This window comes from Gimesia sp. (assembly GCF_048262075.1).
Taxonomy (GTDB): Bacteria; Planctomycetota; Planctomycetia; order Planctomycetales; family Planctomycetaceae; genus Gimesia.
Genome location: NZ_JBLXFK010000032.1, coordinates 1 through 12,548 on the forward strand (window position 1 = coordinate 1; position 12,548 = coordinate 12,548).

General features: G+C 53.3%; 13 protein-coding genes. 10 read left to right on the top strand and 3 right to left on the bottom strand.

The features are described from left to right. Positions 1-177 precede the first annotated feature (177 nt). Entirely contained in the window at positions 178-1,044 is an 867-nt protein-coding gene (locus ACN0YH_RS27610; protein WP_417382835.1) for an FCD domain-containing protein, read from the bottom strand. A gap of 289 nt (positions 1,045-1,333) precedes the next feature. On the opposite strand from ACN0YH_RS27610, the gene ACN0YH_RS27615 reads away from it, so the two are divergent. From ACN0YH_RS27615 to ACN0YH_RS27640, 6 genes are all read left to right on the top strand, one after another. Beyond that, complete coding sequence (locus ACN0YH_RS27615) at positions 1,334-1,759, top strand: hypothetical protein (protein WP_417382836.1); 426 nt, start codon at positions 1,334-1,336, stop codon at positions 1,757-1,759. Positions 1,760-1,798: 39 nt separating this feature from the next. Beyond that, positions 1,799-2,311 carry a hypothetical protein gene (locus ACN0YH_RS27620; RefSeq protein WP_417382837.1) on the top strand — a complete coding sequence of 171 codons (513 nt, stop codon included), beginning with the start codon at positions 1,799-1,801 and terminating at the stop codon, positions 2,309-2,311. Between the two features lie 22 nt (positions 2,312-2,333). Further along, positions 2,334-2,675, top strand: coding sequence for a YbjQ family protein (locus ACN0YH_RS27625; RefSeq protein WP_417382838.1), 342 nt, complete (start codon positions 2,334-2,336; stop codon positions 2,673-2,675). After that, positions 2,668-2,955, top strand: a complete 288-nt coding sequence (locus tag ACN0YH_RS27630; protein ID WP_417382839.1) for a hypothetical protein — start codon at positions 2,668-2,670, stop codon at positions 2,953-2,955. The genes ACN0YH_RS27625 and ACN0YH_RS27630 overlap by 8 nt, the downstream gene beginning before the upstream one ends. 678 nt (positions 2,956-3,633) lie before the next feature. After that, a complete protein-coding gene (locus ACN0YH_RS27635) occupies positions 3,634-4,014 on the top strand; it encodes a hypothetical protein (RefSeq protein ID WP_417382840.1) in 381 nt (126 codons plus the stop codon). A gap of 22 nt (positions 4,015-4,036) precedes the next feature. Beyond that, on the top strand, positions 4,037-4,477 hold the full coding sequence (locus tag ACN0YH_RS27640) for an NADAR family protein (RefSeq protein ID WP_417382841.1): 441 nt from the start codon (positions 4,037-4,039) through the stop codon (positions 4,475-4,477). 303 nt (positions 4,478-4,780) lie between these two features. On the opposite strand, the gene ACN0YH_RS27645 is transcribed toward ACN0YH_RS27640, so the two are convergent. After that, positions 4,781-6,229, bottom strand: coding sequence for a DUF1501 domain-containing protein (locus ACN0YH_RS27645; protein WP_417382842.1), 1,449 nt, complete (start codon positions 6,227-6,229; stop codon positions 4,781-4,783). Between the two features lie 24 nt (positions 6,230-6,253). After that, positions 6,254-9,418: a DUF1553 domain-containing protein gene (locus tag ACN0YH_RS27650; protein WP_417382843.1), complete on the bottom strand. Its 3,165-nt coding sequence runs from the start codon at positions 9,416-9,418 to the stop codon at positions 6,254-6,256. A 243-nt stretch (positions 9,419-9,661) separates the two neighbouring features. On the opposite strand from ACN0YH_RS27650, the gene ACN0YH_RS27655 reads away from it, so the two are divergent. The 4 genes from ACN0YH_RS27655 (at position 9,662) to ACN0YH_RS27670 (ending at position 12,397) form a co-directional block, all read left to right on the top strand. Beyond that, a complete protein-coding gene (locus tag ACN0YH_RS27655; RefSeq protein ID WP_417382844.1) occupies positions 9,662-10,162 on the top strand; it encodes a hypothetical protein in 501 nt (166 codons plus the stop codon). Further along, on the top strand, positions 10,159-10,821 hold the full coding sequence (locus ACN0YH_RS27660; protein WP_417382845.1) for a hypothetical protein: 663 nt from the start codon (positions 10,159-10,161) through the stop codon (positions 10,819-10,821). The genes ACN0YH_RS27655 and ACN0YH_RS27660 overlap by 4 nt, the downstream gene beginning before the upstream one ends. A gap of 56 nt (positions 10,822-10,877) precedes the next feature. Next, complete coding sequence (locus ACN0YH_RS27665) at positions 10,878-11,438, top strand: DUF3592 domain-containing protein (RefSeq protein WP_417382846.1); 561 nt, start codon at positions 10,878-10,880, stop codon at positions 11,436-11,438. 662 nt (positions 11,439-12,100) lie between these two features. Further along, positions 12,101-12,397 (top strand): hypothetical protein, encoded by a 297-nt coding sequence (locus ACN0YH_RS27670; protein WP_417382847.1) that lies wholly within the window; start codon positions 12,101-12,103, stop codon positions 12,395-12,397. The last annotated feature ends 151 nt before the right edge of the window (positions 12,398-12,548 follow it).

Genomic DNA, 12,548 nt, shown 5'->3' on the forward strand with positions numbered 1-12,548 from the left:
GACCATTTCGAAAAAAGAAAAAAGCCCCCAGAGAAATTGAAACACACTGATCTAAAGTAAGTGCCATTAGGCGTTAGGCCCGGTTAATACAAATGTCGAGAAACGGTTGCTTTCTTGAGAACCACAATCGAAGCGATTCAATGAACGCTATCTGGTCACCACGTGATGTTAACGCACTCAGCGTTTCAACTGCGATAACACCGGATGATTGCTGCGGAGGTGAAACTCCAGTTCTTTGCGGGCGGTCGGCCAGTCTTCCTCAAGTAACGCGGTGAGTATCCGCTGATGCTGCTGGATTTCCTGAATCGCGGCGGCACGATCGTTCGATTCCCAGAGGAACAGCAGATCGAAGTAGCGGCCGTGTCTGTCGAAGAAACTGATGATGTAATAGTTGTCCGACTGCTTGATCAGATATTCGTGCAGACTGTTGTCGATCTGTAATGGTTCGTCATCGGTGGCGGGAACCTGGTTGCCGGCGAGGATTTTTTGCAGGACCTGTCTGTCGAGTCTCCCTTTTGCGAGATCCAGGGCCTTGAGTTCCAGCACCACGCGGACTTCGATAAAGGCGTCGAGATCGTGCTGATTAAACGACCGCAGTTTCCAGCCGCGGCGGGGCACATGTTCGAGCATGCCGTCGCCCGCCAGGCGATTGAAAATATTCCGCAGACTGGTGCGGCTGATGCCATACTTTTTCGCAGACGCCATCTCCCGCAGAAACAGCGATTCTCCTTTGAGGCTCATCGTGAGCAGGTCATCGGTGATCCGTTTGAAATGATCTTCGGGAGGGGCCGGCTGTGGTGACAGCGCCGCAGTGCGGGCATCTCCGATCCGGTCACTGTTGACACAGAGCCGCCGGTTCTTTTCGCGATAGAGGTACCCTTCTTCGATCAGCTCATTGATGGCGTGATAGATGGGAGTGACGCTCACTTTGTAGTGATCGGAGAGCGCAGCGAGTGTCAGCGATTCCGACGGCAGCTCATCCCGCGACAGCCGCGCAATCAGATCGGCTTTGATATAACTGGTGAGTGTCAAAATCTGCATCATCGCCCCTCGGTCGAATTTCTGTCGAGGCGATTGTAAGTGATATTGGTGACAATGTAAATGGGTGTGGTGCGGCATTCAAAAGCATAGCTTTAGGAAAGCATTGGCTGAATAAAACATACGGTGCTGGCAGACTGAATACTCCCTTGTGTTCAGGCGGATAGTATGGCATGATGGGGTGGGCTGATTCAGGCTGTTCTGTTCCGGCCCTGGTTCTGGCACACCCGTGTGTTTTTCAAATTGTGTCGCACTGTTAGTCAACTTCCCGAAATGGAAGTCAGGGGGAGTCGCTGTGACGCGGATATTTGTGAAGCTGGCTGTGTTGGCTGTTGTGGTGGCGCTGTTCGGATTCAATCGCAGTCACAAAGTTGAGAAGCAGGCCAAGCCGTTTGCGGTGATGGAGAATGCGGGGGCCGTCCACAGTCTGTATAAGGAACTGCCTCTGACGGAAATCACCCGGGCACTGCCGTCCGGTTCGGTGGATGCGATTGACGTGGATACCCGGTATCCCCAACATGTGATCGGCATTGTGGAAGTGACTTATCCGAATGGGAAACCACACCGGTTTCAAACCACGTTCAAAAACAGCGCGGGTAAAGCCATCGTGAAACAGTGGCAGCCCGCCGCAGGAAATCCGGGGCCGACCGCGACCGGGCTGTTCATGCTGCCTGAAAATATCGTCGCGGGGACGACGAAGGTAAGCGAATCTTCACAGTAGTCAGTCGTTTGTGTTTAATCTTCATACGAGGAGTTTGTGATGCGGTTTATGTTACTGTTTCTGTTCTGTCTGATGCTGACTCCCCTGCAGGCGGCTGATGAGAAAAGTCCACTGGAGTCGTGGATGATTCCCGGTGCGGAAGCCAGGGAACAGGGGGAGACGACTTATTCCCTCAAAGAACCAGATCAGGCGGAGAGTGTCAGCAGAAGAACTGATACGGGGCAGTATCTGTCCGAAAAACCGTTTCAGGAAGTCGTGGCGTTTTATGTGAAGAAAAGTGGGTTTGAGCCGCCTAACTGGTCGATCCTGGGGCGCGAATTCCCCGGGACTGATCTTTTTCTGCCGGCCCACTGGACACAACAGCGTGAAGTGGACGGGAAACTGCAAACTGTGATCATTCAACATTTCATTCGCGAACAGGGGGCCTCGGTTCAGTTGCTGCTGACGAATCAACCCGAAGTGGGAACGATATCAATTTCGATCACGCGCGGCAAAGAAGATACGAAAACACTGATTCAAATCGTGAATGTTCCCGCCAGCGATACTAAGTAAAAACCAGCCAGGAACCACCAACATGAGCATGCCCGTTACGACGACGTTTACGATTGAAGGCTACCGGATCAAGGAATACAAGGGCATTGTGCGGGGGATCATTGTGCGGTCGCCGACGATTGCGCAGGGGTTTATGGGCGGGTTGAAGAATATTGTGGGCGGTCAGATCGGTGCCTACACCGAAATGTGTGAGCAGGCCCGGCAGCAGGCGTATGATCGTTTACTCGCACATGCCCGGGAACGGGGGGCGAATGCGATTGTCGGTCTGCGATACGACGCTTCGGAAGTCGTCAGTAAAGGCTCGGCGACGGAGGTGCTGTGTTATGGAACTGCGGTGGTGATTGAGGCTGAGCAAGATGCATAAACACCGGGATGCCAGTCAGCGGCTGACGATTGAGTTTTTTGACATCGAAGCAGACCTGTATCCGCAGATCACACAATTTGTGGTGAACCAGTTTCAGTTACAGCCCGTGGGGGAACTGGTGACGGGCGTGGAGGAACGCTTCCAGGAATTTCAACACCTGAAAAAAGTGATCGGCCTGGAATGGGATTTCTGGTCGGGATACAGCGTGGTCGCGAAAACGAAGTCCGCGGAAAAGCTGGTGCGGAAAATCGCTGCGTTGATTGAGATGCATCATTCATAATCAACCAACCTCCGGGTAGCACCGAATGCAATTCGGTGTTGTCGCAGACAACGGGAAACTGACAGGGAAGACTTCTAAATCAGAATATGTTTTGCGAAGCTGTTCTTGCATTGGGGGAAGTCAAGTGCTGGGATCATTGCCTGCGCTGTCAGTTTCCTGCTCGCTGCGCTCGGCCCGAATTGCATTCGGGCCCACCCGCGCTGATTTATAATAATCGAAGTTTAATGGGTAGCACCGAATGCAATTCGGTGTTGTCGCAGACAATAGGAAACTGACAGGGAAAACTTCTAAATCAGAATATGTTTTGCGAAGCTGTTCTTGCATTGGGGGAAGTCAAGTGCTGGGATGATTGCCAGCACTGACAGTTTCCTGCTCGCTGCGCTCGGCCCGAATTTTATTCGGGCCCACCCGCGCTGATTTATAATAATCGAAGTTTAATGGGTAGCACCGAATGCAATTCGGTGTTGTCGCAGACAATAGGAAACTGCCAGGGAAGACTTCTAAATCAGAATATGTTTTGCGAAGCTGTTCTTGTATTGGGGGAAGTCAAGTGCTGGGATGATTGCCAGCACTGTCAGTTTCCTGCTCGCTGCGCTCGGCCCGAATTGCATTCGGGCTTACCCCCCCCCCAAAAAAAAAATTATGGTTAATCCTCATTTGTTAGTAGTAAGGAGTAATATGTTTGTTATTAAAGAAGAATGTAGTGCATTACGCGAAATGGACCCGACTGAGTATGAACGCGGTAAACAACAGAGTGAAGCTGATATCTCGGCGGGACGACCTGTGTTGTACATCCAGACGCGCAGTCACTGGGGAGAACTGCTGACGTATCTGATGGCTGAACGGTTTCAGGTGACGGTAGAGCATATCAGCGATATGACCACACATCAGCTGAATTCGTATCGGGCAGGATATAATTTCATCACGGCTCAGTATATCGACCGAACTTTTGGCGCAGGGGCTTGTCAAAGTGTAGAAGATGCCGTCGACTGGTTTCGTTACTATCAGTATCGACTCCATTTTCATCCTGAGGAAACGAATCCTCTGCGTAATTCGTAATACACGTATTTGACCAGATAAGATGGCGATTTATTTCTACACGAAAAATGACGAGTACGGTGAGTTTTCGAACTTCTCGCCGCACGGAGTGGAACGGGACGAACTCTGGTGGCCGACGGTCGAGCATTATTTTCAGGCGCAGAAGTTTGAGGATGACGTGTACCGCGAACGGATCAGGAATGCGCACAATGCGATGCAGGCTGCGAATCTGGGACGGAGCCGCAAGGTTCCCCTGCGGGCGGACTGGGAAGAGATCAAGGATCAGATCATGTACCAGGGGGTGCTCAAGAAGTTTCAGACACACGCGGAACTGAAAAGTCTGCTGCTGTCGACGGGGGAACAGGAGATCGTGGAGAATGCTCCCGGTGATTACTACTGGGGCTGCGGCAAGGAGGGGACCGGGCTCAATCGACTGGGGGAAATCCTGGTGCGGGTACGCGGGGAGCTTCGGGCGTCTGAGTGAAGTGCATGCCATTTCAGGTTACCACGGGTGGCACCGAATGCAATTCGGTGTTGTCGCAGACAACAGGAAACTGACGGGGTGCACCTGCAAGTCAGGTGACTCTCTTCGATTCCCGTTACCAGTTAGGTTGGACATCCGGTGCTGATTTGCTTGCCTTCTCTGACAGTTTCCTGCTCGCTGCGCTCTGCCCGAATTTTATTCGGGCCCACCCTTTTTTGTTGTTCGGGTGTCGATATTGATTTCACTGGTGGCGAGCCACCAGTACCACCCGGCGGATATTCACTACGCAGGAGTCTGATTGTGCTATGCGAGGATCTTGTCAATCACGGTGCCGTGGACGTCGGTCAGGCGGTAGTCGCGGCCCTGGTGTTTGAAGATCAGGCGTTCATGGTTCAGGCCCATACAATGTAACAGGGTGGCGTTGAGGTCGTGGACGTGGACCGGGTTTTCGGCGACGTTGTAGCAGAAGTCGTCGGTCGCACCATAGGAGATGCCGGGCTTGATGCCGCCGCCGGCGAGCCACATGGTGAAGCAGCGGCCGTGATGGTCTCTGCCGTAATCGGTGCTGGTGAGGGTGCCCTGGCTGTAGATCGTGCGACCGAATTCGCCGCCCCAGACGATAAGGGTATCGTCGAGTAAGCCGCGCTGCTTGAGGTCGGTCAGCAGCGCTGCGGTGGGCTGGTCAATGTCGCCGCATTGCAGGCGGAGATCACTGGGGAGGTTGTAATGCTGGTCCCAGCCTCGGTGATAGAGTTGAATAAACCGCACGCCCCGCTCTGCCATGCGACGGGCGAGCAGACAGTTCGCCGCGTAGGTGCCCGGCTTGCGGGAAGCGTCGCCGTAGAGGTCGAAGGTCTGTTCGGTTTCGCTGGAGAAGTCTGTCAGATCGGGGACCGAGGTCTGCATGCGATAGGCCATCTCGTACTGGGCAATGCGGGTCTGGATTTCCGGGTCGCGGTAATCGTCGAACTGGCGTTGATTGAGTTGGGCGAGCCCATCCAGCATGCCGCGACGGCTGGCGTCGTTGATGCCCGGCGGATTGGAGAGGTACAGCACCGGATCGCCGTTTTTGCGGAAGTTGACCCCCTGATGGCTGGAAGGGAGAAAACCGGTGCCCCAGAGCCGCGCATACAGCGGATCAGCGGGACGGGACGCGCTGCCGTCTGAGATGAGGACGACAAACGAAGGGAGGTTCTGATTCTCGCTGCCTAAGCCGTAGCTCGACCAGGCACCGAAACTGGGGCGGCCTGGTTGCTGGTGTCCGGTCTGCATCAGGGTGACGGCGGGATCGTGGTTGATGGCTTCGGTGTGCATCGATTTGATCACGCAGACATCATCGATGACTTTCGCGAAGTGCGGCAGCGCATCGCTGACCCAGGTGCCACTCTCGCCATGCTGCTGAAAACGGAACTGATTGGGGGCAGCGATGGGGAAGGACTTCTGGCCGGAGGTCATGCCGGTCAGGCGTTGATCGCCGCGAACGGAATCGGGGAGCGGCGTAGAATTCAACTGTTTAAGCCGGGGTTTATAATCGAAGAGTTCCATCTGCGACGGGCCGCCATGCATGAAGAGGTAGATCACGCGTTTGGCTTTGCCCGGGAAATGCGAACTGCTGACGGACGGCGTTTCACTGGCGAACAGATCCGGGTTCAGCAGCGAACCCAGGGCCGCGGTGCCGATGCCGGTCGCGCTGGAGCGGAAGAACTGGCGGCGGGTGAAATCGTGTTGTAATTGAGTCAGGTCTATCTGCATGACGGTTCCTGTGAGTGAACACGGTTATTGTTTGGTCAGGGTTTCGTCCATGTTGAAAATCATGCTGGCCAGCATGGTCCAGGCAGCGAGTTCGTTTGGTTTCAGTGTTTTATCGACCGGAGTTTCGCCGACGCTGATCAGTTTTGCTGCGGCTGCGGGATCGTGTTGATAGATGCTCGTTTGCTGCTGGAGGATGCGGCTGAGAATCTGTTGTTCGGCTTTAGCGGGCGGACGGCTGGTGGCCGCGCGGAACAGGAAATCGATGCGTTCTGCTTCACTTGCCTGTTTTTGTAAGGTCTGCGTGGCGAGGACGCGGGCGGCTTCGATGTAGGTGGGGTCGTTCATCAAAACGAGTGCCTGCAGCGGCGTGTTGGTGCGGGGGCGAGACACGGTGCAGGTTTCGCGCGTGGGGGCATCGAAGGCCATCAGGCCGGGGGGCGGGCTCTGACGCTTCCAGTAAGTATACAGGCTGCGGCGGTAGAGACCGTCGCCGGTGCTTTGCTCGTAGGTGACATTGCCGTCATAGGAGACCGCCTCCCAGAGGCCGGGGGGCTGATATGGTTTGACGCTCGGTCCCCCCTGCTTCGCGACGAGCAGGCCGCTGATCTGCAGGGCGTTGTCGCGGACAGTTTCGGCATCGAGACGGAAACGGGGGCCACGGGCCAGCAGACGGTTTTCGGGATCGCGTTCGTACAATTCATCGGTGACGCGGGAGGACTGTTGATAAGTGGACGAGAGGACAATCTGTTTCAGCAGGTGTTTGACATCCCAGCCACTTTGCTGAAATTCGACGGCCAGCCAGTCGAGCAGTTCCGGATGACTGGGCCACTCTCCCTGCGAACCGAAGTCGCCGACCGTTTTGACCAGGCCGACACCGAACAATTGTTGCCAGAGCCGGTTCACGTAGACGCGGGCGGTCAGCGGATGCTGGGGACTGGTGAGCCAGCGGGCCAGGCCGAGACGATTGGTGGGGAGTTTTGGGGAGAATGCGGGCAGGACCTGGGGCACGGCGGCGGTCACTTTTTCGCCATGCTGATCGTAGACGCCACGCAGCAGGACGAAGGTCTCCCGCGGTTTTTCGTTTTCGTGCATGACCATTGTGGTGGGAATGTTTTTTTGCAGCTTTGTCAATCTGCGGCGAAGTTTAGCCAGTTGATTCTCGGCGGTACGCAGGGAATCCGGGGCGGCGGTTTTGAGGTAGTAGTCGCGGAGTTCCTGCTGCTGTTGCGAGGTCCGTTTTTCGGCAGGGATCGTGAGCAGCGTGTTGAGGAACTGGCTGTCGGCGAGTTCCCGGGCTTCGTCGGGGGAGAATGCGCGCTGGTAAATTCGCAGGTCGTCGAGTGCGCCTTTATAGAAAGCACTGGTACTGCGGCGGCCGATGCGGAATGGTTCGTCGACGGTAATGTCGCCGGTGAGTCTGTCATAAGGGGCGGAGGTGGCCTGCGGTTCGCCGTTGATAAAAATACGAACGCCGGCAGCGGTGGAGGAGCCGTCATAGGTGACGAGCAGGTGCTGCCAGCGACCGGTGCGGATGCCGGCATCGGTGACGACCTGGATGGCGTTGGAATTCCATTTGTGAATCAGGTGGACGGAGAGTTTGCCTTTGCGGATCATGATATCGAAGCCGCGGAGGTGGTTGGTATCGTCGTTTTGTGAGAACAGACAGATGGGGCCGCCTGAGGCGGGGTTGATCCAGGCAGCCAGCGTAAATGGTTTGTCGCGACTGAAGCGGAACGGTGTGTTGCTTTCCAACAGTGCGCTGCCGTCGAAATTCGCCGCTTGACCGACAAAGCCCGGTTTGATTTCGACAGAGCCCATTGAGGTGAGCGACTTGCTTTCGGTGATATCGTTCAGCGGTTCGTGGATCATCAGTTGATCAGATGTAGGGGACGTGAGATTGCTGCGTGCAGTTTGTTCCCACTGTTTCTGTTGCGCTTTAAGTTGTGTCTCGCGCTGCTGGTGCTGCTGCGCGAGCGCTGCGAGTTCGTCTTTCAACTGCTGTTCGCGGTCGAGATAGTCTTTCGTTGGAATCTTGAGAATCGGTTTGGCATTGCCGACGGTGTGGGTATTACCGGTTTCGGGCGTATTATTGAAGAAGGCGAAGAGCTGATAGAATTCTTTCTGGGAGAGCGGGTCGTATTTGTGATCGTGGCAGCGGGCGCAGCCGACGGTCAGACCCATCCAGACGGTGGACGTCGTATCGATACGGTCGACGATGTATTCGACGCGGTATTCTTCATCGATGATGCCGGTCTCCAGGGTGGTCATGTGATTGCGGTGGAAACCGGTGGCGATGAGCTGGTCTTGTGTGGGCGTGGGTAGCAGGTCACCCGCCAGTTGCTCGATGGTGAACTGGTCGAAGGGCATGTTCTGATTGAAGGCGTTGATCACCCAGTCGCGCCAGTGCCACATTTCCCATGCTTCGTCGGTGAAATATCCGCTGGTGTCGGCGTAACGGGCGGCGTCGAGCCAGTAGCGGGCCCGGTGTTCGCCGTAACGGGGAGAACTGAGTAGACGGTCGACCAGTTTTTCGTACGCCTGGGGAGTATGATCGTTGAGGAATGTATCCAGTTCGTCGAGTGTGGGAGGCAGACCGGTCAGATCCAGCGAAAGACGACGGCAGAGTGTGGCTTTGTCGGCGCGGGGTGACGGTGGTAACTGTTCCTGTTCCAGACGGGCGAGTACGAAGCGGTCGATGGCTGTTTGTGACCAGTTCGTTTCTTTTACCGCGGGCAGTTCGGGCCGTTGTGGCGGAATGAAAGACCAGTGCTGCTGATACTCTGCCCCCTGCTCGACCCAGGCCTGTATCAATTGGATTTCCGCTGCGGAAATTTCTTTTCCGGAATCGGCGGGTGGCATTTTGAGATCGGTGTCTGTGGTCAGCAGGCGTTGGAGCAGTTCACTGTCTACAGGTGTTTTTGGGTTGATGATCGCGTAGCCGTCGCGGGGCTGTTTCACATCAGCGGGATCATCGAGTCGCAGGTCGGCTTCCCGGGTAGCGGGATCGGGGCCGTGACAGTGCAGACATTTTTCAGAGAGGATCGGACGGATGTCGCGGTTGAATTCAATGCGCGGCGTTTTTTTCGAGGGCTCGGCTGCTGAAACGGTCTGAAGTTCCGTCCAGAAAGACGAACTCAGGCAGACCGTGATGATTGCAGGCAGGATCAGGTTCCGTATTGGTACAGGCATGGACCAGCTCTCTACGGGGGGAGGATTTGGCGAGGATCAGAATAATATTTAAGTTACTTTAAATATTAGCAGGCGTTGATGGATTTGTCACGGATTGTTTGCAGGAAATCAGTGTGTGGGGTGAATTGGGTAGCTGGTAATGAGGCCGACGGGGCACGATGAATTATTTCTCGAACCGGGCGTTTTTTCTGTTAGACTACTATGTGGATATTTAAAGTGTCTTTTCTGAAAGAGACTGTAACGATGAAGCTCGTGGAAACTATTCTGAAAGGTGTGTTAGGCGGCGTCTTTACCGGGTTCATTCTGGGCTTTTACCTGACAGTAATGACCAGAGATTATGTGATCGAGCCAGGTCATTTTCAAACGGACGTATTGTTCGAGCAGGGACAAGTCCGTTTTACGCAGGTGGTGATGCTGGGCTGTACGGGCATCCTGGCCCTGGTGGGTCCCTTTATCGTCGCGGCTGAGTTTGGACCCTGGTTGCGGCATGCGGTGTATGGTCTGGTGAGTTGCCTGGCTCTGGTCGTAGGTGGGGCGCTGCTGGGGAGCAGGCTCAGGAATGAGCCACTGGTTTATAATTCAAAAATGGCTGATACCACCTGCATTGATATGGCACGACTGTACGGGATTCCGGCTGCGTTTGTGTTGGGGCCGATCGTGGGAATCATGATTGGCGGCGCTCGTGAGAAGTGGGACAGGCAGGAGCCTGGTAACATCGAATCATCGACGAGAATACTGTCATGAATGAAATCTTATCAGAACAGAGCTATCGAGCTAAACCCTGGTTTGCTGTTTTGACTGTTGTGGTGATGGTTTTCTGGATTGGTGCCGGTATTTTTCTGGTCAATTATTTCTACTCGAAAACGGATAATTTCACCAGTAAATCAGTGTTGGTTACGCTTTTCGGTAGTGTCGTCATGATACTAATCAGTGTGTCAGGTATCTGGCAGGGTCTGGCTTACTGGCGACAGTTTCGGCTGACGCTCTCGCCGCAGGCGATTACCCAGGTGATCGGTCCTGAGACAAACGTGCTTGCGAAGGATGAGATTACAGGCCTCAACTGGTTATCGATGTCAGACGAAATCATTCTCAATTCCGAGACCGACAAACTCATGATCAATCTGGATCATTTCAAGCGGAGCGATCAACACGCTATTATTGCGTTTCTGCGCAATGCGGTGCCTCTTGAACAGCAGGAAAAGTGGAAACCGTTTTCGGAACTGCGGCGACGCAGCATTGATCCCGACATGCCTTTGACAACCCGCGAATGGCTTATGACAGCATTCTGGTTGATGGCTACTGTTTCCATGGGATATCAATGGTGGACTGAATCAGGGTGGCAGTGGCTGGTCGTTTTCATCTCCGGGATCTGTCTGACGATCCGCAGTTATCGGGGGACTTAAGGCGTGGATGTTATTTCAAAATGAACGGTTTATGGTTTGATAAAAGGTCGAGATCAATGCTGGGATGGAAGACCAGTTCGAGTGAGCAACCTCCTACAGAAAAGGAATTGTATTGTCCGCGGAATTTTTATCTGGGAATCTCGATTGGTCCGGTGCTGACTTTAGTCGGGCTACATTTATTCATTTTTCATTTTCTGGCTGACATACAGGATTATTACAAATTTAAGGACACTGTTCCCACACCCGTGATCAAGGTATTGAAGGTCGAACTCTCTGTTGGCGAAGATAATACGGAAGAGGTTAGTGTGATCTATGAATACGAAACTAACGGGATAATTTATACTGGCGATCGCGCATCCATATATCGTGGGAGAGACAATTTTGGTTCTTTTCACCGCGACTTGTATCAGAGGATCAAGTTGTTTCAGGAAAATAAGAGTGACGAATTAGTCTGTTATGTAAATCCGCAGAATCCTGCTGAGTCAGTTATTGATAATTCGTCTCGCCCCAGTCGCTTTCTTGCGGAACTGGTGTTTTCTTTAATCGCCCTTGGTTGGGGACTGAATATGTGCATTGGAACGTTGTTAAACAAAAAACGCTATTTTGAGTCGAAATAAGAGAGCCGCTAGACTGGCTGAGAAAATTCTAAAATAGAAAGTGTAAAATCTAATCCAACCAGCAGGTAGCACCGAATGTAATTCGGTGTTGTCGCAGACAATGGGAAATTGACGGAGTACACGTTCGAATTAAGAGGATCAGTTCGATTTCCGTTGCGACATGGATTGGATACCACTTGCTGAGTTGAATGATGGCACTGTCAGTTTCCTGCTCGCTGCGCTCGGCCCGAATTATATTCGGGCCCACCCGCGCTGATTTATAATAATCGAAGTTTAATGGGTAGCACCGAATGTAATTCGGTGTTGTCGCAGACAATGGGAAATTGACGGAGTACACGTTCGAATTAAGAGGATCAGTTCAATTCCCGTTGCGACATGGATTGGATACCACTTGCTGAGTTGAATGATTGCACTGTCAGTTTCCTGCTCGCTGCGCTCGGCCCGAATTATATTCGGGCCCACCCTTTTTTCTTTATATTTGAAGAGGTTTACCCTACAGCAGAACCATTGAAGTCGAATTGGGTCTATGATACGGGAGCGAAGCGACAGCACCAGAAAATGAATGGTTCATTTGAGCCAATCATTGTTATGATAGTAAAGTATGAGTCAGGGTGCTCATGATAAAAAAGTGAATGCGTTTCTCTGTCTGATTTGTGTTCTGGTTGATCACATTATTTACGAAACGCTGGCGGAAGGGAGCCGCTGAGGCCATGGTGGGGGTCTGGCTGCTGGGGTTGTTGCTGGAAGTGCCACTACCTCCGTTTTATCATGGGTTTGGCCGGATTCAGAGGCGACTGGCGAAGAAACATGACGTGAGGCTGGTGCTGAAACGGGTGTTTCTGTCAATCCTCGCGGGCGGCAATGCGACGCTGGATTCGATTCATCTTTCGCAAGCAGGACAGGAGAAGATGGAGGAGGTGGTGTGGGGGATTGTCGGGTCGGGTTATGAGACGGAATGAATTGAACTGATTTTTGTAACTGAAAATAACAAGATATGCAGTTAAATACGGATTGAGAGACAACCGGGGCTAACGCCTAATGGCACTTACTTTAAAGTAAGTTGGTCACCCCTGACGTTTGGCATGGGATTTGCGCAGGATTCTATTCTTG